Origin of the sequence: Variovorax sp. J31P207 (assembly GCF_030316965.1) — a bacterium.
Classification (GTDB): domain Bacteria; phylum Pseudomonadota; class Gammaproteobacteria; order Burkholderiales; family Burkholderiaceae_C; genus Variovorax; species Variovorax ginsengisoli_B.
In genome coordinates, this window is the sequence record NZ_JASZYN010000005.1 from 114,098 (window position 1) to 132,701 (window position 18,604).

The 18,604-nt window shown below is 67.1% G+C and carries 26 protein-coding genes; 7 read left to right on the forward strand and 19 right to left on the reverse strand.

Translation table 11 applies throughout. The features are described from left to right. Nucleotide 1: 1 nt before the first annotated feature. Nucleotides 2-205: a hypothetical protein gene (locus QTI68_RS18385; protein ID WP_286523362.1), complete on the reverse strand. Its 204-nt coding sequence runs from the start codon at nt 203-205 to the stop codon at nt 2-4. A 279-nt stretch (nt 206-484) separates the two neighbouring features. On the opposite strand from QTI68_RS18385, the gene QTI68_RS18390 reads away from it, so the two are divergent. Further along, entirely contained in the window at nt 485-889 is a 405-nt protein-coding gene (locus QTI68_RS18390; RefSeq protein WP_286523363.1) for a response regulator, read from the forward strand. 20 nt (nt 890-909) lie between these two features. Here QTI68_RS18390 and QTI68_RS18395 read toward each other — a convergent pair whose 3' ends face one another. Then, entirely contained in the window at nt 910-1,542 is a 633-nt protein-coding gene (locus tag QTI68_RS18395) for a response regulator (RefSeq protein WP_028249172.1), read from the reverse strand. 107 nt (nt 1,543-1,649) lie between these two features. Between QTI68_RS18395 and QTI68_RS18400 the strand changes: the two genes are divergently transcribed. The 6 genes from QTI68_RS18400 to QTI68_RS18425 all read left to right on the forward strand — a co-directional run bounded on the left by QTI68_RS18400 (nt 1,650) and on the right by QTI68_RS18425 (nt 5,139). After that, on the forward strand, nt 1,650-2,990 hold the full coding sequence (locus QTI68_RS18400) for a CHASE3 domain-containing protein (RefSeq protein ID WP_286523364.1): 1,341 nt from the start codon (nt 1,650-1,652) through the stop codon (nt 2,988-2,990). Nucleotides 2,991-3,164: 174 nt separating this feature from the next. Next, nucleotides 3,165-3,329 (forward strand): DUF1328 domain-containing protein, encoded by a 165-nt coding sequence (locus QTI68_RS18405; protein ID WP_286523366.1) that lies wholly within the window; start codon nt 3,165-3,167, stop codon nt 3,327-3,329. 51 nt (nt 3,330-3,380) lie between these two features. Further along, nucleotides 3,381-3,755, forward strand: a complete 375-nt coding sequence (locus tag QTI68_RS18410) for a hypothetical protein (RefSeq protein ID WP_286523367.1) — start codon at nt 3,381-3,383, stop codon at nt 3,753-3,755. Nucleotides 3,756-3,780: 25 nt separating this feature from the next. Further along, complete coding sequence (locus QTI68_RS18415) at nt 3,781-4,161, forward strand: hypothetical protein (protein WP_286523368.1); 381 nt, start codon at nt 3,781-3,783, stop codon at nt 4,159-4,161. Then, the gene (locus QTI68_RS18420; protein WP_286523369.1) at nt 4,151-4,597 is read left to right on the forward strand and encodes a hypothetical protein; all 447 of its coding nucleotides are present in this window, start codon (nt 4,151-4,153) and stop codon (nt 4,595-4,597) included. The genes QTI68_RS18415 and QTI68_RS18420 overlap by 11 nt, the downstream gene beginning before the upstream one ends. Beyond that, nucleotides 4,594-5,139 (forward strand): ferritin-like domain-containing protein, encoded by a 546-nt coding sequence (locus QTI68_RS18425; RefSeq protein ID WP_286523371.1) that lies wholly within the window; start codon nt 4,594-4,596, stop codon nt 5,137-5,139. The genes QTI68_RS18420 and QTI68_RS18425 overlap by 4 nt, the downstream gene beginning before the upstream one ends. A 78-nt stretch (nt 5,140-5,217) precedes the next feature. On the opposite strand, the gene QTI68_RS18430 is transcribed toward QTI68_RS18425, so the two are convergent. The 17 genes from QTI68_RS18430 to ubiE form a co-directional block, all read right to left on the reverse strand. Then, nucleotides 5,218-5,637: a BON domain-containing protein gene (locus tag QTI68_RS18430; protein WP_286523373.1), complete on the reverse strand. Its 420-nt coding sequence runs from the start codon at nt 5,635-5,637 to the stop codon at nt 5,218-5,220. A 20-nt stretch (nt 5,638-5,657) separates the two neighbouring features. Further along, the gene (locus tag QTI68_RS18435) at nt 5,658-5,855 is read right to left on the reverse strand and encodes a CsbD family protein (RefSeq protein WP_286523374.1); all 198 of its coding nucleotides are present in this window, start codon (nt 5,853-5,855) and stop codon (nt 5,658-5,660) included. Between the two features lie 120 nt (nt 5,856-5,975). After that, on the reverse strand, nt 5,976-6,755 hold the full coding sequence (locus QTI68_RS18440; protein WP_286523376.1) for a DUF429 domain-containing protein: 780 nt from the start codon (nt 6,753-6,755) through the stop codon (nt 5,976-5,978). A gap of 56 nt (nt 6,756-6,811) precedes the next feature. Beyond that, nucleotides 6,812-7,234 carry a BLUF domain-containing protein gene (locus QTI68_RS18445; protein ID WP_286523377.1) on the reverse strand — a complete coding sequence of 141 codons (423 nt, stop codon included), beginning with the start codon at nt 7,232-7,234 and terminating at the stop codon, nt 6,812-6,814. Nucleotides 7,235-7,246: 12 nt separating this feature from the next. Continuing rightward, on the reverse strand, nt 7,247-7,978 hold the full coding sequence (gene folE, locus QTI68_RS18450; RefSeq protein ID WP_286504902.1) for a GTP cyclohydrolase I: 732 nt from the start codon (nt 7,976-7,978) through the stop codon (nt 7,247-7,249). A gap of 68 nt (nt 7,979-8,046) precedes the next feature. Beyond that, complete coding sequence (locus QTI68_RS18455; RefSeq protein WP_286523378.1) at nt 8,047-8,805, reverse strand: endonuclease/exonuclease/phosphatase family protein; 759 nt, start codon at nt 8,803-8,805, stop codon at nt 8,047-8,049. Then, a complete protein-coding gene (gene nudB, locus QTI68_RS18460) occupies nt 8,802-9,272 on the reverse strand; it encodes a dihydroneopterin triphosphate diphosphatase (RefSeq protein WP_286523380.1) in 471 nt (156 codons plus the stop codon). Before nudB ends, QTI68_RS18455 begins: the two co-directional genes overlap by 4 nt. Continuing rightward, complete coding sequence (locus QTI68_RS18465; protein ID WP_286523381.1) at nt 9,269-9,586, reverse strand: CcdB family protein; 318 nt, start codon at nt 9,584-9,586, stop codon at nt 9,269-9,271. Before QTI68_RS18465 ends, nudB begins: the two co-directional genes overlap by 4 nt. Nucleotides 9,587-9,593: 7 nt before the next feature. Then, nucleotides 9,594-9,863 (reverse strand): type II toxin-antitoxin system prevent-host-death family antitoxin, encoded by a 270-nt coding sequence (locus tag QTI68_RS18470; RefSeq protein ID WP_286523382.1) that lies wholly within the window; start codon nt 9,861-9,863, stop codon nt 9,594-9,596. Between the two features lie 101 nt (nt 9,864-9,964). Next, a complete protein-coding gene (gene aspS, locus QTI68_RS18475; RefSeq protein ID WP_286523383.1) occupies nt 9,965-11,770 on the reverse strand; it encodes an aspartate--tRNA ligase in 1,806 nt (601 codons plus the stop codon). Between the two features lie 33 nt (nt 11,771-11,803). Then, nucleotides 11,804-12,424, reverse strand: a complete 621-nt coding sequence (locus tag QTI68_RS18480; protein ID WP_286523385.1) for a DUF502 domain-containing protein — start codon at nt 12,422-12,424, stop codon at nt 11,804-11,806. 8 nt (nt 12,425-12,432) lie between these two features. Further along, on the reverse strand, nt 12,433-12,774 hold the full coding sequence (locus tag QTI68_RS18485) for an FmdB family zinc ribbon protein (RefSeq protein WP_286523387.1): 342 nt from the start codon (nt 12,772-12,774) through the stop codon (nt 12,433-12,435). Between the two features lie 87 nt (nt 12,775-12,861). Beyond that, complete coding sequence (locus QTI68_RS18490; protein ID WP_286523388.1) at nt 12,862-14,310, reverse strand: high affinity choline transporter 1; 1,449 nt, start codon at nt 14,308-14,310, stop codon at nt 12,862-12,864. Nucleotides 14,311-14,326: 16 nt separating this feature from the next. Then, nucleotides 14,327-15,892 carry a ubiquinone biosynthesis regulatory protein kinase UbiB gene (ubiB, locus tag QTI68_RS18495; RefSeq protein WP_286523389.1) on the reverse strand — a complete coding sequence of 522 codons (1,566 nt, stop codon included), beginning with the start codon at nt 15,890-15,892 and terminating at the stop codon, nt 14,327-14,329. Continuing rightward, the gene (locus QTI68_RS18500; RefSeq protein ID WP_286523390.1) at nt 15,889-16,440 is read right to left on the reverse strand and encodes a ubiquinone biosynthesis accessory factor UbiJ; all 552 of its coding nucleotides are present in this window, start codon (nt 16,438-16,440) and stop codon (nt 15,889-15,891) included. Before QTI68_RS18500 ends, ubiB begins: the two co-directional genes overlap by 4 nt. A gap of 286 nt (nt 16,441-16,726) precedes the next feature. Continuing rightward, on the reverse strand, nt 16,727-17,776 hold the full coding sequence (locus QTI68_RS18505; RefSeq protein WP_286523392.1) for a Tim44 domain-containing protein: 1,050 nt from the start codon (nt 17,774-17,776) through the stop codon (nt 16,727-16,729). A gap of 28 nt (nt 17,777-17,804) precedes the next feature. Beyond that, nucleotides 17,805-18,536 carry a bifunctional demethylmenaquinone methyltransferase/2-methoxy-6-polyprenyl-1,4-benzoquinol methylase UbiE gene (gene ubiE / locus QTI68_RS18510; RefSeq protein WP_286523393.1) on the reverse strand — a complete coding sequence of 244 codons (732 nt, stop codon included), beginning with the start codon at nt 18,534-18,536 and terminating at the stop codon, nt 17,805-17,807. Nucleotides 18,537-18,604 lie beyond the last annotated feature (68 nt).

An 18,604-nucleotide genomic window follows, 5' to 3' on the forward strand; every position in this document is an offset into this window, starting at 1 on the left:
GTCAATCGATCGGCGCGCCCGTATGCACCGCGCTGACGCTCTGGGCCGCCTCGCGGATGCAGACGGCAGCGACCCCGGCCGCAGCCGCCATCGTGGCCGCCTCGGCCAGCCGCAATTCGGCCATCGCCGGCTCGCCGCCGGCCACTGCGACGCCCCCGGCAAGCGCCAGCAGAACGATCGCGATGGAACTCCAGATGATGTTCATGGCCGCACCCTTGCAAGATTGTGAAATGGACGGCGGGCCGCCGCCAGTGGGTGCAAGCATGGATCCCCTTGCACGTCCGGCGGGTCGGCGGCCGAGTGCAAACGGTGTGCGGCGTCGCCTACGGGCGCGTTCTCATCGGCGCGTAAGAACCAGCCTACAGCCGCAGGCCGCGCAAACCTTCATCATGCGAGCGAACAATTCCGTAGCATTGCCACCGCGGGCTTTCCTTGGAGACAATCCAGTCCACCAAGAAAGCGCCCCCGGGGGACAGCGGTTCTCATGGACCCAAGATTAAAAACCTACATCGTCGAAGACAACGTCACGATCCGAGAGAACCTCGTCGGCACTTTGGAGGAGCTTACGTGCATTTCGGCGATCGGCTTTGCCGAGACCGAGGCCGAGGCCAGCCAATGGCTGACCGACCATGCCGACGAGTGGGAACTGGCCATCGTCGATCTGTTCCTGAAGCAGGGCAGCGGGCTGGGCGTGCTGCAGACCTGCCGCTCGCGCCGGCCGAACCAGAAGGTGGTAGTGCTCAGCAACTACGCCACCCCCGACATCCGCAAACGCTGCGCCCAGTTCGGGGTCGACGCGGTGTTCGACAAATCCAACGAAATCGACGGACTGATCGACTTCTGCATCGATCAGGCATCCGCGTCGAGGGTTTCGCAGAGCAGCAACTGACGGCGCGCGGCGCCTCGGGCTCAGTCGATCAGCTTGTTCTTCAGCGCGTAGTAGGTCAGGTCGCTGTTCGATGAAAGATTCATTTTCTCCATCAGCCGCGTCCGGTAGGTGCTCACCGTCTTCACCGACAGCGACAGCGTCTTGGCGATGTCGCCGGCGGTCTCGCCCTTGGCCAGCTTGAGGAACACCTGAAACTCCCGCTCCGACAGCTGTTCATGCGGCGCCGCGTCGTCCTTGCGGTCGAGTTGGCGCGCCAGCAGTTCGGCCACGGCAGGCGTGATGTAGCGACGACCGAGCGAGATGGTGCGAATCGCATTGACGATCTCGATCGGATCGCACTCCTTGTTGAGGTAGCCGCTGGCGCCCTGGCGAATCAGGTTCATCGCATAGTGCTCTTCCGGATAGCCGCTGAGGATCAGGATGCCGACGTCCGGCGCCTTGGCGCGGATCATCGCCAGGGCGTCGATGCCGCTTTGGCCCGGCATCGACAGATCCATCACCAGCACATCGAGTTCGGTGGTCCGCACGAGCTCGATCGCCTCGCGGCCGCTGGCCGCCTCACCCACCACCCGCAGGTCGACATGCTCCGAAAAGAACTGCCGCAAGCCGGAGCGCACGATGGCGTGGTCGTCCACAATTCCGATCTTGATCATCTGTTACCTTCGTCGTTGTATCGCGGCCTTTTGCGTCGCAACATGCCGGTCCCTGGTCGGCTCCGATTATTCCCGAATTTGATCTGCAGGCATCGCTCGGAGACCTCATGCGCTGGTTAGCTTTTCCCAAGATGGCCCTCGGGCTGGCGCTCGCCGCCTTGGCGGCGCTGGCGCTGGTGGGCATCAACGAGGCAGGCTACCAGCAGTCGCACCGCGCCCTGCAGGATGTGGGCGACGCGCAGAAGGCGCGCGGCCTGCTCAACCTGGTGCTGCAGAACGTCCTCGATGCCGAAACGGGCCAACGGGGCTTCCTGCTGACAGGGGAAGCCCGCTATCGCGAGCCCTATGACCTCGCCGTCAAGCAGGTGGAGGGCAACCTGGCCACGCTGCAGGACCTCTACGCCCGGCGCCCGGGCGAACTGACGCGGGTCGGCGAACTCTCCAAGCACGTGTCGCGCAAGCTCGCCGAAATGGAGATGAGCGTGCGCCTGCGCCAGAGCGGCAACGAGGACGCCTGGAAGTTCGTCATCACCACCGATGTCGGCCGCGAGGAGATGGAGGCCATCCGCCAGCAGGTCGGCCAGCTGATCGCGATCAGCAACGACGAGCTGACGCGCAGCCAGCTCCAGATCGCCAGCTCGCTGCGCCTGGCTCGCATCGGCATCACCCTGGTCACGCTGGCGGGGCTGCTGGCCTTCTACCTCTACCTGCGCCAGACCCATGCACTGCAACTGGTCGGCGAGCGGCAGCAAGAGGCGCTGCAGCGCGAACGCAACGCGCTCGAAGGCGAGGTGCGCGAGCGCACGGCGACGCTGGGCGAACTCGCCACCCATCTGCAGCAGGTGCGCGAATCCGAGCGCGGCTTCCTGGCGCGCGAGCTGCACGACGAACTGGGCTCGCTCCTGACGGCCGCCAAGCTCGACGTCGCGCGCCTGAAATCCAGGCTCGGCGATTCGCCGGACGCCATCCAGCGGCTGCAGCACCTGAACGAACTGCTCAACAGCGGCATCGCGCTCAAGCGCCGGATCATCGAGGACCTGCGCCCGTCATCGCTGTCCAACCTCGGGCTGATCGCATCGCTTGAAATACTGGGCCGCGAGTTCGCCGAGCAATCGGGCATGGAGATCGAGATGGTGCTGGAGCCGGTCGATCTCGACGAGGACAACCAGCTCACGGCCTACCGGATGGTCCAGGAGAGCCTGACCAACATCGGCAAGTACGCGCAGGCCACCGAAGCCAGCATCGTCATGAAGAACTACGGCAACCACGTGGTGGTCGAGGTGATCGACAACGGCAAGGGCTTCGACACCCAGCGCGCCCGTCCGTCGACGCACGGCCTGGCCGGCATGCGGCACCGGGTCGAAGCCGCCAAGGGCAAGCTCAGCGTGGCGTCGACGCCCGGCAAGGGCACCCACCTGAGCGCCATCCTGCCGGCCAGGCAGGCCTGACGCGGCGGGCCCGCGACGCCCCGCGCGCGCCCCTTTCGGTCCTCTCCTACGCCCCCAGGCCGCGGCTGCTGACAGGGTCCGGGCGACCATGCCCTTAACGTGGATGCCAAGCCGTTCGGGACCCGAACGCGCTGTTTTCACATCCATGGGGCCATCCCTCGAAAAGGAGTCAGCATGTTGCACTACGCCGTCGTCTTCCTGGTCATTGCCTTGATCGCCGCGCTGTTCGGTTTCGGCGGCATCGCGGCCAGTGCCGTGGGCATCGCGAAGATCCTCTTCGTCATCTTTCTTGTCCTGGCCCTCGCCAGCTTCATCGCGGGCTTGATGCGACGCGGCTAGCGTCGTTACGATGGACAGGTCAAGCAATCAATTTTCGGAAGGACTCATTTCATGAACACGACCACCAAGACGCCCGCACAGCTCGCCGAGGACGCGCGCCAGACGGCCAACGACGCGATCGACACGACGCGGGCCTATGCGCAGAACGCGGTCAATGCGGCCGGCGAGAAGGTGCGCGACCTGCGTCGCGATGCCGAGCCGGCGGTGGAGCAGCTGGCGGCGCGAGTCCAGCAGGCGGTGCAGCGCGGGCTCGATGCCGCGTCGACCACCAGCGCCCGAGCCCAGCGCCGCCTCGAGGCCGCGGCCGATGTGACCGGCAAGTACATCGCCGACCAGCCGGTTCGCTCGGTGCTGGTCGCTGCCGCGGCTGGTGCCGCCATCACGGCTCTGATCGTGCTGGCCAGCCGCCGTCGCGACGACTACTGATCCCCGCTCCGGCCGCCGCAGCACCATGTTCCATCCCATTGTCTCCACGGTGCTCGGCCACCCGGAACTCGTCGCCGAACATCTCGCCAACTACGGCGCGCTGATCCGGGAAGAGTCCCAGGCTGCGAGCCAGGGCCTGATCTCGAAGCTGATGGCGGGTGTCATCGCGGCCGTCAGCGGCATGCTGGCCCTCGGCCTGGTCGGCGTCGCCGTGATGCTCGGCGTGCTGCACGGCAGTTTCCATTGGGTCCTGGCGGCAGTGCCCGGCGTGGCGATCGTGATCGCCGTGTTCTCGGCGCTGGCCGCGGCGCGTCCCCGGCCTTTCCACGCCTTCGACGACCTCCGCAGCCAGCTCGATGCTGACGTGCGGGCGCTGCGGGTGGCCGGAGAACGCCATGGCCGCTGACCGTCAAGCGCTCACGCCCCAGCAAAGGCTCGCACTGTCGCGCCGGGCGCTGGTCGCGCAGCTGCAGGGAGACCGGCCCGAGGCGGCCCGAGACGAACTGTATTCCTTGCCTGCGCCTGCAGTGCGTCCTGCGGCCTACGACCATTTCGCGTGGTCCTCGGTGGCCCGCGGCGTGGTGCGCCGCTGGTGGCGCCGGCACCCGGCGAATGCGGCCGGCCAATTGGCGCGCCCGCTGCTCGAGCGCTATGCGCGCGAGGAGCCGGCCGCGCTGGTCGGCGCGGCCGCCGCGGCCGGTGCCCTGGTGGTGCTGGTCAAGCCGTGGCGATTGCTCTCGATCACCGCGGTGCTCGCCGCGGTCGTGAAGACATCCGACGTCGCCGACATGGTGACGACGCTGATGCAGAAAAACGCAAACCCACGAAAGGACCCTCCATGAACACCGCCGTCAAAGAGCGCCACGAACCCCTGAAGCTCGACCAGGCAGCGATCGACAAGGCCTCGAAGAGCCTCGACGAAGGCGCCGTCACGCCCAGCTATGGACCCTGGCGTGACGACATCGTCAAGCTGCTCAACGACGCCCTGGCCACCGAGCTGGTCTGCGTGCTGCGCTACAAGCGCCACTACTTCACCGCCAGTGGTGAGGCCTCGCCGGCCATCGCCGATGAATTCCTGGTGCATGCCAACGAGGAATCGGGGCATGCCGACAAGATCGCGGAGCGCATCGTGCAGCTGGGCGGCGAACCCGATTTCAACCCCCAGAGCCTGCAGGACCGCAGCCACGCCAGCTACGACGCATCGCTCGACCTGCAGGCGATGGTGCGCGCCAACCTGGTGGCCGAGCGCATCGCTGTCGAGACCTACCGCCAGATGATCGCGCTGATCGGCGACAAGGACCCGACGACCCGCCGCATGCTGGAAGAGATCCTGAGCGACGAAGAAGAGCATGCCGACGAGCTGAAGGACTGGCTCGGTCACTGATCGCGCATCGGCCAGCAGAACCAGCAAAAAGCCCGGGCAACCGGGCTTTTTGCTGGGTGCCGCGCGCCGACGCGGCGGCTACATCTTCACTTCGAGCCTGTTGTCGACCGCGCTCACGCCCTTGACGGACTTCGCGATCTCCTCGGCGCGCGCCTTGGCGGCGGCGTTGGGCGCGGGCCCGCTCAAGGTCACCTGGCCGCCCTTGGTGTCGACATCGATCTTGATCGCGCTCAGGTCGGGATCCTTGGCCAGTCCGGTCGACACGGCCGCGGTGATCGATGCATCGTCCATGGTGCCGGCCACCGATGCTGCGGCTGACTCCGTCTTGGCCTTGACATCGGCGCCGGCCTGCTCGGTCTTTGCAACGGCCGAGTCGACCTTCTTGCCCATGGTCTCGTTGTCGGTCTTGCTGCAGGCGCCCAAGGCCAGGACGCCGGCGGTCAGCAACAGCGCCAGCGCGCCGCGCCCGCGCGCGCCGGAGTCATTCGATGATGTCATAGCGGTCTCCTGTCGCGAAGTCACGGCCTCTTCGGGTCGGTGTTCAGGGCGTCCTTGGCTTTTTCCTTCACGTCGCCGTAGGTCTTCTGCACCTTGCCGGCGGCCTGGTCCACCACGCCCTCGGTCTGGAGCTTTTCGCTGCCGGTCACCTTGCCGGCGACTTCCTTGATCTTGCCCTTGGCCTCTTCGACGCGGCCTGCAACCTGGTCCTTGTTCATGGCGTTTCCTTCGCAAATGAGATGAATCGGTGGTTCGACTGAACCACTGCTTTCAATCTAGTGCGGTGGAGCGGACGCTGCGGCGGGCAGCGGCTCGTCCTCTTGTAGGACACGGGGAAGTCAGGCCGTCACGATCCAGCCTTCGATCGGATCGATGGCCTCCGGAAGCCCATAACCGGGGCCCGGGCGGCTGTCGCGGCGCGCCTCGGCCCAAGCCGCCTGCAGGAGGCACAAGACCGCATCGAGACGGTCGCCCTTGGCGTCAGCGAGCAACGCGTCGCGCGCGCCCGGGTCGAGCGCGAGGCGCAGGCCGAGCCTTCCGGAACCCCGCTCCAGTGCGGCGAGGAGATCGGCCCGCGCCTGGCGGCGTTCGAGGGTCTGGTTGGACACCGCATCGCTCTTGTAGCTGCGCCGGCCGATCAGCTCGCGCGCCAGCAGGCCCGGGTAGGCCTCCAGCGCGATGCGCGACGCGCCCGCCACCCGCAGCGGCGGGTGCAGGCCCGGCAGCGCGGCGCCGGCGGCCAGCAGCCGCGGCACGCCGGCATGCAACATGAACGCGACCGGCGGATTGACCCATTTCATCGAGGGGCTGGAGCCCGCAGGGCCATCCGTCTGCCGGTGCGCGAACTTCCCGCCGCTGGGCCGGGCGGCGCAGAAGGTCGCGAAAGTGCGCCGGATCTCGTCGCGCCCGAGGCCCGCGTAGTGCGCGATCAGCGGCTCCCAGGCCAGCGGCCAGCCGAGTTGCATCACCAGTTCGCGCGGCAGTCCGAACGGGAGATCGAAGGCACCCACCCAGGCCGGGAGCGTGCGCAGCCAGTGCGCCCAATCGTCGAGCGCGGCGAAGGTCTCGAAGCCGGCCAGGTCCACACGACCGTCCAGGGCCGCGCCGAGCGCGACCACGATCGGCTTGCGCGCGGTCGGCGCGCTCGAGAAATCGCAGCCGAGCAGCCGGGAGTTCAGTGGCGCCCGACGATGGCGGCGGTGGCCATCAGTTCCTCGAGCAGCGCCAGCGAGACCTTGCCCGACACCGAGTACGGGTCGAGTTCGGGGCGCTCCGAGTACTTGAGCAGGGTCGAGGCGTTGAGCTTCGACAGGTTGACCTGGCCCATGGTCCAGCCGCCGAAGCGGCGCTCGGAGATCTCTTCGTAGTGCAGCAGCACCACGTCCTTGTGGCGCGGATCGCGCTGGATGTGGCCGTAGAGCTCGCTGATCGCCACCCGGCCGCCCTCGATCGCCTGCAGGAAGACGCCGGCCCCGTAGCAGAGGATGCCGGTGACGCCGCAGGCGGTGTTGTGCGAGCGCGATTGCGCGAGGATCGCCTCGATGGCGCCCTGGCTGGTGTCCACGGCGCGGCTGGCGTAGAGAAGGCGTACGAGCATGGTGTGTCCGGCTTAGCGCTTGCGCGGCAGGAGGGAGAGGAATTCGCGCCGCAGGTTGGGGTCTTTCAGGAAGACGCCGCGCATGACCGAGTTGATCATCTTGCTGTCCATCTCCTTGACGCCGCGCCACTGCATGCAGAAGTGCTCGGCCTCGACCACCAGCGCCAGCCCGTCGGGCTGGGTCTTTTCCTGGATAAGGTCGGCCAGCTGCACCACGGCTTCTTCCTGGATCTGGGGCCGGCCCATGACCCATTCGGCCAGCCGTGCGTACTTCGAGAGGCCGATCACGTTGGTCTTCTCGTTCGGCATGACGCCGATCCAGAGCTTGCCGATGATCGGGCAGAAATGGTGCGAGCAGGCGCTGCGCACCGTGATCGGGCCGACGATCATCAGCTCGTTGAGATGCTCCGCATTGGGGAACTCGGTCAGCGAGGGCGGCGGAACATAGCGGCCCTTGAAGACTTCATTGACATACATCTTGGCGACGCGGCGGGCCGTGTTGCCGGTGTTGTGGTCATTGTCGAGATCGATCACCAGGCTCTCGAGCACGTCCTTCATCTTGCCCTCGACCTCGTCGAGCAGCCCTTCGAGTTCGCCGGGCTCGATGAACTCGGCGATGTTGTCGTTGGCGTTGAAGCGCTTGCGGGCAGCGAGCAGACGCTCGCGAATCTTCACGGACACGGGCGTGCCCTCGTCTTCATCCCCTGCGGCGGGGCGCGGTACGGCGTCGATGGTCCTGAGCATCCGCCCATCGTATCAGCGAATGGATTCCCACAAGCTCCCTACGGCGCCCTCCCCGCCTGCCCAGGACGCTATTGTTTTGATAGCGAAAAGTCGGTCACCAGCGGCAGGTGGTCAGACATGCGGGCCCAGATCGGGCCGCGCGGCACCACGCAGGCGACGGGCTCGACCTGCCGCCCGTAGATGAAGTCGAGCTGCGCGACCGGCAGCCGCGAGGGATAGGTCAGCGTCCGCGGCCCGCGCAGGTCGCTGGAGTCGCGCATGCCCATGGCGTTCATCGCGTAGCGCATGCGCGCACCCCAGTCGTTGAAGTCGCCGGCCACCACCAGCGCCTCGCCGGGCGGGATCTCGCGCTCGACGAATTCGCGCAGCTGCGCGATCTGGCGGATCCGGCTGCCCTTGATCAGGCCCAGGTGCACCACGATGGTGTGCACCGTGCGGCCATCGAGGTCGATCGCCACGTGCAGCAGCCCGCGCTGCTCGAAGCGGTGGTCCGAGATGTCCTGGTGGGTCTTGCGCAGCACCGGCCAGCGCGTGAGCAGCGCATTGCCGTGCTCCCCGTGCTTGGTGATCGCATTGGTCTCGTACACCGCCGTGTAGCCCTCCGGCGCGAGAAAGTCCGCCTGCGGCAGCTCCGGCCAGCGATGGAAGCGCGCGGCCGCCTGGCGGTTCATCTTGCGGACTTCCTGGAGGCAGATGATGTCGGCGTCCAGCTGCTCGATCGCATGGCCGAGGTTGTGGATCTCCAGCCGCCTGGCGGGGCCGATGCCCTGCACACCCTTGTGGATGTTGTAGGTGGCTACGCGGAAGCTGGTCGCCGGAGGATTCATCGCGCAAATTGTGGCAGGAGCAGGATGGCCGCGGCGTTGGTGGAGGAAAAAGTGGCCGCTGCCGCCTCCCGGTAGGGCAGCCAGCGCCAGGCCGTGTGCTCGCAAGGATCGAGCCGCGGCGCCAGCGGCACCGGCACGCAGAGGCTGAACAGGTGCTCGGTGTTGGCGCTCACGCCCGGTGCATAGCGTGCGCGCCAGCGCGGCAGGATCTCGTAGACGTTGCGCCGCTGCCAGTCGAGCAGCCACGGCGCCAGCGGGCTGCCTTCGCCGCACTGGATACCGGTCTCTTCCTCGACTTCGCGCGCGGCGGTGCGCGCGAGCGGCTCGTCGTCGAAGTCCTTGCTGCCGGTGACCGACTGCCAGAGGTCGTCGTCGCCGGTGCGGCGGATCAGCAAGACCTCGAGCGCCGGCGTGTGGACCACGACCAGCACCGACTCGGGGATCTTGAACCGGGGACCGTCCGTCACACGCCGCTGATCACTGCATCGATGGCAGCGACGAGTTCATTGGCCTGGGCCCGCAGGCTGCCGCGCGACGGGCCCAGATCCTTGACGCGAAACGGCGCCGTCATCTGCGGCAAGGCGACGAAGGACTCGCCGTTCCATTGCAGCACCGGGCACAGGCGCCGAGGCAGCGCCGTGGGCATCTGTGCGAGCGCCACCAAGGGCACGACCAGACGGGTCGGCAGGCTTTCCAGCAAGTCGCTCTGGATGTCGACACACCAGGGAATGTCGTCACGCTGCGTCTTCACGGGATTGGCGTGGACATCGAACTGGGCCATGCCGCACCTACCAGGGTCGGAGCTCTTCGCCGAAGACCCCGATCCGTTCGACCAACGCGTTCTGGGCCGCGATCCATTCCCGGTAGGTTTCGTTGAACTCGCGCTTGCGAGCGTCCATCGTCTTCGCCTGCTCCAGCGCCTCAAGTTCCGCGTAGCGGGCGGCCGAGACGATGACGCCGGCGATCCGATCGTTCTTCATCACATGCACGGGTTCGCGTTCGGCCTGTCCGAGGTAGTAGCCGAAGCGGTTTTTTGCTTCAGTCGCGCTGATCTGCATGAAGAATCCCGTTCACGAGCTATTAGCCATTTTAGCCATCTGCTCGGGTGCGCAAAAAAAAGGCGCCCGAAGGCGCCCCTGGTCTGCTGCCGCTGTGCGCCTCAGGCGGCCTGCGGCGCGTTGCGCAGCTTGATGTGCAGCTCGCGCAGCTGCTTCTCGTCGACCGGGCTCGGCGCCTGCGTCAGCAGGTCCTGGGCGCGCTGGGTCTTCGGGAAGGCGATCACGTCGCGGATCGACTCGGCGCCGGTCATGAGCATCACCAGGCGGTCGAGCCCGATCGCGATGCCGCCGTGCGGGGGCGCGCCGTACTGCAGCGCGTCCAGCAGGAAGCCGAACTTGTTCTGCGCATCCTCGGCACTGATCTTGAGTGCGCGGAACACCTTGCTCTGCACTTCCTCGCGATGGATACGGACCGAGCCGCCGCCCATCTCGATGCCGTTGAGCACCATGTCGTAGGCCTTGGCGATGCACTTCTCGGGCGCCGTGTCCATGAGGTCCTCGTGGCCGTCCTTGGGCGCGGTGAACGGATGGTGCACGGCCGACCAGCGCTGGCCTTCCTCGTCGAACTCGAACATCGGGAAGTCGACCACCCAGAGCGGCGCCCAGCGGTCGTCGAACAGGCCGTTCTTCTTGCCGAAGGCGCTGTGGCCGATCTTCACGCGGAGTGCGCCGATGGCGTCGTTGACTACCTTTTCCTTGTCGGCGCCGAAGAACAGGATGTCACCGTTGCGGGCACCGGTGCGGGCGATGATCTCGGCCAGCGTGCCGTCGTCGAGGTTCTTGACGATCGGGCTCTGCAGGCCTTCGCGGCCCAGCGCCGCATCGTTGACCTTGATATAGGCCAGACCCTTGGCGCCGTAGATCTTGACGAATTCCTGGTAGCCGTCGATCTCGCCGCGCGACAGGCCGCCCTCGCCGCCGCCGCCCGGCACGCGCAGCGCCACCACGCGGCCGCCGGTCATGGTGGCGGCATTGGAAAACACCTTGAACTCGACCCGCTTCATGAGCTCGGTGAGCTCGGTGAATTCGAGCTTCACACGCAGGTCGGGCTTGTCGGAGCCGTACTTGAACATCGCGTCGGCGTAGCTCATGGTCGGGAACACCGGCAGCTCGATGCCGGCGGCATTGCGGAACACGTTGCGGATCATGCCCTCGAACATCTCGCGGATCTCTTCCTCGGACAGGAACGAGGTCTCGATGTCGATCTGCGTGAACTCGGGCTGGCGGTCGGCGCGCAGGTCCTCGTCGCGGAAGCACTTGACGATCTGGTAGTAGCGGTCGTAGCCGGCCACCATCAGCAGCTGCTTGAAGAGCTGCGGCGACTGCGGCAGCGCGAAGAAGCTGCCGTCGTGCACGCGGCTGGGCACCAGGTAGTCGCGCGCGCCCTCGGGCGTCGACTTGCCGAGCATCGGGGTCTCGATGTCGATGAAGCCGTTGGCGTCGAGGAACTTGCGCGCCTCCATCGTGACCTTGTAGCGCAGCATCATGTTGCGCTGCATCGCCGGACGGCGCAGGTCGAGCACCCGGTGCGTGAGGCGGGTGGTCTCCGAGAGGTTGTCGTCATCGAGCAGGAAGGGCGGCGTCACCGACGGGTTCAGCACCTTCATCTCGTGGCACAGCACCTCGATCTTGCCGCTCTTGAGGTTGTCGTTGACCGTGCCTTCGGGGCGCGCGCGCACCAGGCCCGTGACCTGAACGCAGAACTCGTTGCGCAGGCCTTCGGCGGCGGCGAAGGTGGAGGCGCGATCGGGATCGCAGACCACCTGCACGTAGCCTTCGCGGTCGCGCAGGTCGATGAAGATCACGCCGCCGTGGTCACGCCGGCGGTTGACCCAGCCGCACAGGGTGACGGTCTGTCCGAGCAGGGCTTCGGTCACGAGACCGCAATAGATTGAACGCATGGCCATAGATGGATTCCCCGGCGCCGCATGGGCGCATTTTTATTTGGTCGCGATCGTCGCGGGGCCGCCAGGAACGACCACCCCCATCGACACGATGTACTTGAGCGCGTCGTCCACGCTCATCTTGAGTTCGATGCAGTCGCTGCGCTTGAGCATCACGAAATAACCACCCGTCGGATTGGGCGTGGTCGGCACGTAGACGCCGAGATAGTCGCCGCCGCCCAGGTGGCCGACCACCTCGTGGCCGGGCGTGCCGGTCACGAAGGCGATGGTCCAGGCGCCTGCGCGCGGCCACTCGATGAGCACCGCGGTGCGGAAGGCGTTGCCGTTCTCGGAGAACAGCGTGTCGGACACCTGCTTGACGCTGGAATAGATGGAGCGCACCACCGGGATGCGCCGCACCACGGCATCGCCCCAGCCGAGCAGGCGCTTGCCGACGAAATTGCTCGCGATGGCGCCGACCGACAGCAGGATGCCCAAGGTCAGCAGCACGCCGAGCCCGCGCACCTTGTGCTCGTTCAGGTACTGTTGCCACGTCTCGGGCAGCAGCCACAGCGTCTGGTCGAGCGTGCCGATGATCCAGTTCAGCACGCCCAGCGTGATGACCAGCGGCACGATGACAAGCAAGCCGGAGAGCAGCCATTTGCGCAGCGCGAGCATGGGGGGTCTCAGTCGCTGCCTGAAGAAGCGGCAGGTGCCGGTGCCGGGGCCGCGGCGGGCGCCGGGGCGCTGGCGGGCGCGGCGGCGGGTGCCGCGGCCGTGCCGTCAGCCGGCGCGGCGGCCGGGGGGGCGGCGGTCTTGTCGGCGCCGTCACCCTTCTTGCCGCCACCGTCGCGGAAATCGGTCACGTACCAGCCCGAGCCCTTGAGCTGGAAGCCGGCGGCGGTGAGCTGCTTGCTGAACGCGCTCGCGCCGCAAGCCGGGCACTCCGAGAGCGGAGCGTCGGACATTTTCTGCAGCACGTCCTTGGCAAAGCCGCAGGCGCCGCACTTGTAGGCGTAGATAGGCATGGGATTGGGAAGCGAAAAAGGAGCGGCCGGCGGCCGCTCGCAAAGCCCTCGATTATAAGGGCGCCCCCGCTCCGGGCGGGCGGGAGTTCAGGCCGGATCGACCGCCAGGGGCCGATGCGGCGTGCGGGTGTTGGACACCCACTGCGGCGCCAGCGAGCCGGCCACCATGCCGCCGAACGAAGCCAGCAGGCCGGCCAGCTGGGCCGGGAACTCCTTGCCCCACGGCATTCCGAGGAACAGCAGCCAGGTCCCGATGCCCAGCACCACCGCCGCCACGGCGCCCTGGGTGGTCGCGCGCTGCCAGTAGAGGCCGCACACCAGGGGCACGAAGGCGCCCACCAGCGGGACCTGGTAGGCCCCGGACACCAGTTCGTAGATGGGGGTGCCCTGCATGCGGATCGCATAGGCCAGCACTGCCGCGCTGAACACCAGCACCGTGATGCGCATCGTCATCAGGTTGGACTTGTCGCTGCCCGCGGGCCGGAACTGGCGCCAGATGTTCTCGGTGAAGGTCACGCTCGGCGCCAGCAGCGTCGCCGAGGCGGTCGACTTGATGGCCGACAGCAGCGCGCCGAAGAACAGCACCTGCATCACGAAGGGCATCTTCTGCAGCACCAGCGTCGGCAGCACCTTCTGCGGATCGTCCTTCAGCAGGTCGGCGGTCTCGGCCGGCATGATCAGCAGCGCGCTCGCCACCAGGAACATCGGCACGAAGGCGAACAGGATGTAGGCGATGCCGCCGATGACCGGGCCGCGCGTGGCCGACTTGACGCTGTTGGCCGACATGACGCGCTGGAACACGTCCTGCTGCGGGATCGAGCCCAGCATCATGGTGATCGCTGCGGCAAAGAAGAAGACCATGTCCTTGTAGCTCGGCTCCGGCCAGAACCTGAACAGGTCCTTGCTGACCGCGAAGGCCACCACCTTGTCGGCGCCGCCGGCCATGTTGCCGGCGAAGACCGCGATCACGGCCAGCCCGAGCACCAGGATGATCATCTGGATGAAATCGGTGACCGCGACCGACCACATGCCGCCGAAGAGGGTGTAGGCCAGGATCGAGACGACCCCGATCACCATGCCCAGGGAGACGCCGATCGCGCCGCCCGAGAGCACGTTGAACACCAGGCCCAGCGCCGTGACCTGGGCCGACACCCAGCCCAGGTAGCTCAGCATGATGATCAGCGAGCAGGCGATCTCGATGCTGCGGCCGAAGCGCTCGCGGTAGTAGTCGCTGATGGTCAGCAGCGTCATGCGATAGAGCTTGCCGGCGAAGAAGAGGCCGACCAGGATCAGGCAGGTGCCGGCGCCGAACGGGTCTTCGATCACGCCATTGAGCCCGCCCTCGATGAACTTGGCCGGGATCCCGAGCACGGTTTCGGAGCCGAACCAGGTGGCGAAGGTGGTCGTCACGATCATGTAGAGCGGCAGGTGCCGGCCGGCGATCGCAAAGTCGGTGGTGTTCTTCACCCGCCGGGCCGCATACAGGCCGATGGCGATGGTGACCAGCAGGTAGACGAAGACCAGTGTCAGCAGCACGGCAGCAATTCCTTCCTCAGAAAAGACGCACGCGCACCAGCACCTGCATCGCGATCAAGCCCAATACAAATCCCATGCCACCGTAGATGATCGCCTGCAGCAGCCGGTTGGTCCGCTTCTGTGCAGCCAGCAGTTCGAGCAGTTCGCGACGGTGGTCCGGGGGGCGATTCTCCAGGAAATCGTGCATCAGTCGAGGCAGCTGCGGCAGCAATTTTGCGTAGCGCGGCGCCTCGGCGCGCAGCTGCTCGAACAGCTTGCGGGGGCCGATCTGGTCGGTCATCCACTTCTCGAGGAAGGGCTTGGCCGTGTGCCAGAGATCGAGCTCGGGATCGAGCTGGCGACCCAGCCCCTCGATGTTGAGCAGGGTCTTCTGCAGCAGCACCAGCTGCGGCTGGATCTCGACCTGGAAGCGGCGCGAGGTCTGGAACAGCCGCATCAGCACCATGCCGAGCGAGATCTCCTTCAGCGGCCGGTCGAAGTAGGGCTCGCAGACGGTGCGGATCGCCGCCTCGAGTTCGTCGATGCGGGTGCCGTGCGGCACCCAGCCGCTCTCGAGGTGCAGCTCGGCCACGCGCTTGTAGTCGCGGCGGAAGAAGGCGACGAAGTTCTGCGCCAGGTATTCCTTGTCCGACTCGGTCAGCGTGCCGATGATGCCGAAGTCGAGCGACACATAGCGCCCGAAGCTCTCCGGCTCGAGGCTGACCTGGATGTTGCCCGGGTGCATGTCGGCGTGGAAGAAGCCGTCGCGGAACACTTGGGTGAAGAAAATCGTGACGCCGTCGCGGGCCAGCTTCGGGATGTCGACGCCGGCCGCGCGCAGGCGGTCGAGCTGGGCGATCGGCACGCCCTTCATGCGCTCCATCACCATCACTTCCGGGTGGCAGAAGTCCCAGTACATCTCGGGGATCAGCACGAGGTTGAGCTTTTCCATGTTGCGCCGAAGCTGGGCCGCATTGGCCGCCTCGCGCACCAGGTCGAGCTCGTCGTGCAGGTACTTGTCGAACTCGGCGACCACCTCGCGCGGCTTCAGGCGCTTGCCGTCGGCCGACAAGCCCTCGACCCAGCCGGCCATCATGGCCATCAGCGCCAGATCCTTCTCGATCACGTCGCGCATGCCCGGGCGCAGCACCTTGACCGCCGCGTCGCGCACCGAGCCATCGGCCAGGCGGACGGTGGCGAAGTGCACCTGGGCGATCGACGCGCTGGCCACCGGCGTCTCGTCGAACTGCACGAAGATGTCGCTCACCGGGCGCCGGAAGGCGCGCTCGATGGTCGCGATCGCCACCTTGGAGGGGAACGGCGGCACCCGGTCCTGCAGCCAGGCCAGTTCGTCGGCGATGTCCGGCGGCAGCAGGTCGCGCCGGGTCGACAGCACCTGGCCGAACTTGACGAAAATCGGGCCCAGGCGTTCGAGCGCCTCGCGCAGCCGCTGGCCGCGCGGCGCGTCGAGATTGCGCCCGACCGAAACGATGCGTGCGACCACGCGCAGCCAGGGCTTCTGGAAGCTCGTGAGGACGAGTTCGTCGAGGCCGTAGCGCAGTGCGACCCAGACGATGAATACGCCGCGGTAGATCCGCCTCATTCGGCTGCAGACCCGCCGGCCTTGCCCGGACGTTGGCCGACGAACTGCCGCAGCGCATCCACCACGCGGCGGGCCCCGCTCGCGATGGTGTGCGCGGGCACGTCGCCGATGGCGCGCGCCAGGTCGTCCTCGACGTCCCATCGCACGTGGTCGACCAGCCAGTTGATCTCGGCCGCCAGCTGCACGTCGCCCTCGATGCGCACCGCCGGCTTCTCGCCCTTGAAGGCCGCGCGGGCCAGCCCGAACGGCGAAGTCTCGGTGACGGTCAGCGTGAGTTCGGCGACGGCGCCTTCGGGCGCCAGGTCGAGCAGGCCGGCCGGGGTGGGGACGAACTGCATCGTGACGAAGCGCCACTCGAACTTCACCACCCGGCCCTGCAGCCGCAGCAGGCGCTGCTGGGCTTCTGGCTCCTGCTGGAGCACGTGGTTGAGGAACAGGACGGCGCGGTGCTGGATCTCGTGGACCGCCCACTCCGGCGGCTGCAGGCGGCTGCCGACGCGGTTCGCGAGGTCTTCCAGAAACGAAAAAGGGGACGATGGTGTAACCATGTCCGTATTATCACGCTCGCCCCCAGGTTGCCCGGCACTTCGTGTCCGGGCGCCCACCCCCTACCGGGGGCGCAGTCAGCGGCCCGGCAAAGCCGGTTCCGCGACTGCCCACGAACAGGCGTGCGCTGCGCGCCGCCGAAGAACAAACGATAGCGCCACTATTCACCGGCCGGCGCAGCCAGGTCCGTTGGTGAAACACCGCGGAACTGGCTTTGCCAGGCCGCTGGTGTTGCCCCCGGTAGGGGGTGGGCGCCCGACACGAAGTGCGGGCAACCTGGGGGCGAGCCTATTGCAATGCCTGGACGCCCGCCACCAGCCAGCCGCTGCCGCCCTTGGTGTCCTTGGTCATGTTCCAGACTTCACGGAAGGGGCTCGGGCCCGAGGACACGTCCTCGCGGATCATGCCGGAGAACTCGACGCTGGCCAGGTAGGCATCGGGCAGTTCCTCGATGCCGAGCAGCTTGGCGTCGAGCATCACGACTTCGGTCTTGTTCGGCTGGCCGCCGGTGTGGGTCTCGCGCTCGGCGAGCTGCTGGCGGATTTCGCCCACCATGCCGTCGGTCATCATCGAGCGCAAGGTGCCGATGTCGGCGCGGTCCCAGGCGTCCTGCAGCGTGACGAAGTTGCGCTTGGCCGCCGTCAGGAAGCCGTCGGCATCGAAGCCCGCGGGGATGCCCCAGGACTGCGAGCCGGCCAGGGCCGAGCCGATCATGCTGCCGCCCGCGGCGGCGGCACCGGCCATCGACGAGCCGCCCGTGCGGTCGGCCGGATGGTCGGCAGGGGACGCGCTGGCATCGAAAGCGGCGGCATGGTTCTCCCAGGGCCTGGCCGAGGCGTCGTTGCCGACGTTGCGCGGGCTGTACTGGGGCGGTGCGGTGGCATCGGCCGGGCTGCCCGCGCCCTGGAAGGCGAAGCCGCCGGCGCGCGGCGCGGCCGCGGCACGCGAGCGGGCCGAGAAGATCCGCCAGACCACCACGGCGGCCAGCACCAGCAGGCCGATCAGGAGGATGTTGCCGAAGGCGGCACCGAGGCCGAGCGAATGGGCGAGCCAGGCCAGGCCCAGGCCGGCCGCGAGGCCGCCGAGCATGCCGGCCCATGGACGCTTGGGCGCCGCGGCCGCGGGCGCCGCCGGTGCCGGCTTGGCGGCCGTGGCGCTGTTCGCGGTCTGCGCCGGCGCGCCGGGCGTCGCGGGTGCGGCGGGCGGCGTCGCCTGACGCTGCGTCACGTTGCTGGATTGCCGGCCGAACGACTTGCCGCCACCCATGCGGGCGGCACTGGCATCGATGCTCACGATAGCCAATGCGCACACCAGCAACAAGGACCCAAACTTCTTCATGACGTCTCCTCTTCGGCCAAAAACAGCTTCAACACTTGATTCCAACATGCAGGGCGACCACGCCGCCCGTCATGTTGTGATAGTCCACATGACCGAAACCGCCCTCCTTCATGAGGGTCTTGAGGTCTTCCTGGTCCGGATGCATGCGGATCGACTCTGCCAGGTAGCGGTAGCTGGCGTCGTCGCCCGCAACCACCTTGCCCAGGCGCGGCAGCACGCTGAACGAATACCAGTCGTAGGCCTTTCGCAGCGGCTTGGCGACTTTGGAGAATTCGAGCACCAGCAACTTGCCGCGCGGCTTCAGCACGCGATTCATTTCTTTCAGCGCCGCATCCTTGTGCGTCATGTTGCGCAGGCCGAAGGCGACGGTCACGACATCGAAGTGGTTGTCGGGGAACGGCAGCTTCTCGGCATCGCAGACCAGCGTGGGCAGGACGACGCCGGCGTCGAGCAGGCGGTCGCGGCCGGTGCGCAGCATGGCCTCGTTGATGTCGGTGTGGACCACCTCGCCGCTGGCGCCCACCTTCTTGGCAAAGGCCAGCGCGAGGTCGCCGGTGCCGCCGGCGATGTCCAGCACCTTCGATCCTTCGCCGACGTTGGCGACCATCACCGTGTAGGCCTTCCAGGCGCGGTGAAGGCCCATCGACATCAGGTCGTTCATGAGGTCGTAGCGCGAGGCGACCGAATCGAAGACGCCGCGCACGCGCGTGGCCTTGTCGCTTTCGTCGACCGATTCGAATCCGAAATGGGTGGTGCTCATACCTCCGATGTTAGGCCGGAAGCGTTCACCTCAAGCCGGATACCCCGCAAGGAATCCGGAATTTCGTC

Coding starts and splice junctions, on each gene's coding strand:
- QTI68_RS18385 (WP_286523362.1), bottom strand. CDS start 205: ATGAACATCATCTGGAGTTCCATCGCGATCGTTCTGCTGGCGCTTGCC.
- QTI68_RS18390 (WP_286523363.1), top strand. CDS start 485: ATGGACCCAAGATTAAAAACCTACATCGTCGAAGACAACGTCACGATC.
- QTI68_RS18395 (WP_028249172.1), bottom strand. CDS start 1,542: ATGATCAAGATCGGAATTGTGGACGACCACGCCATCGTGCGCTCCGGC.
- QTI68_RS18400 (WP_286523364.1), top strand. CDS start 1,650: ATGCGCTGGTTAGCTTTTCCCAAGATGGCCCTCGGGCTGGCGCTCGCC.
- QTI68_RS18405 (WP_286523366.1), top strand. CDS start 3,165: ATGTTGCACTACGCCGTCGTCTTCCTGGTCATTGCCTTGATCGCCGCG.
- QTI68_RS18410 (WP_286523367.1), top strand. CDS start 3,381: ATGAACACGACCACCAAGACGCCCGCACAGCTCGCCGAGGACGCGCGC.
- QTI68_RS18415 (WP_286523368.1), top strand. CDS start 3,781: ATGTTCCATCCCATTGTCTCCACGGTGCTCGGCCACCCGGAACTCGTC.
- QTI68_RS18420 (WP_286523369.1), top strand. CDS start 4,151: ATGGCCGCTGACCGTCAAGCGCTCACGCCCCAGCAAAGGCTCGCACTG.
- QTI68_RS18425 (WP_286523371.1), top strand. CDS start 4,594: ATGAACACCGCCGTCAAAGAGCGCCACGAACCCCTGAAGCTCGACCAG.
- QTI68_RS18430 (WP_286523373.1), bottom strand. CDS start 5,637: ATGACATCATCGAATGACTCCGGCGCGCGCGGGCGCGGCGCGCTGGCG.
- QTI68_RS18435 (WP_286523374.1), bottom strand. CDS start 5,855: ATGAACAAGGACCAGGTTGCAGGCCGCGTCGAAGAGGCCAAGGGCAAG.
- QTI68_RS18445 (WP_286523377.1), bottom strand. CDS start 7,234: ATGCTCGTACGCCTTCTCTACGCCAGCCGCGCCGTGGACACCAGCCAG.
- folE (WP_286504902.1), bottom strand. CDS start 7,978: ATGCTCAGGACCATCGACGCCGTACCGCGCCCCGCCGCAGGGGATGAA.
- QTI68_RS18455 (WP_286523378.1), bottom strand. CDS start 8,805: ATGAATCCTCCGGCGACCAGCTTCCGCGTAGCCACCTACAACATCCAC.
- QTI68_RS18465 (WP_286523381.1), bottom strand. CDS start 9,586: ATGGCCCAGTTCGATGTCCACGCCAATCCCGTGAAGACGCAGCGTGAC.
- QTI68_RS18470 (WP_286523382.1), bottom strand. CDS start 9,863: ATGCAGATCAGCGCGACTGAAGCAAAAAACCGCTTCGGCTACTACCTC.
- aspS (WP_286523383.1), bottom strand. CDS start 11,770: ATGGCCATGCGTTCAATCTATTGCGGTCTCGTGACCGAAGCCCTGCTC.
- QTI68_RS18480 (WP_286523385.1), bottom strand. CDS start 12,424: ATGCTCGCGCTGCGCAAATGGCTGCTCTCCGGCTTGCTTGTCATCGTG.
- QTI68_RS18485 (WP_286523387.1), bottom strand. CDS start 12,774: ATGCCTATCTACGCCTACAAGTGCGGCGCCTGCGGCTTTGCCAAGGAC.
- ubiB (WP_286523389.1), bottom strand. CDS start 15,892: ATGAGGCGGATCTACCGCGGCGTATTCATCGTCTGGGTCGCACTGCGC.
- QTI68_RS18500 (WP_286523390.1), bottom strand. CDS start 16,440: ATGGTTACACCATCGTCCCCTTTTTCGTTTCTGGAAGACCTCGCGAAC.
- QTI68_RS18505 (WP_286523392.1), bottom strand. CDS start 17,776: ATGAAGAAGTTTGGGTCCTTGTTGCTGGTGTGCGCATTGGCTATCGTG.
- ubiE (WP_286523393.1), bottom strand. CDS start 18,536: ATGAGCACCACCCATTTCGGATTCGAATCGGTCGACGAAAGCGACAAG.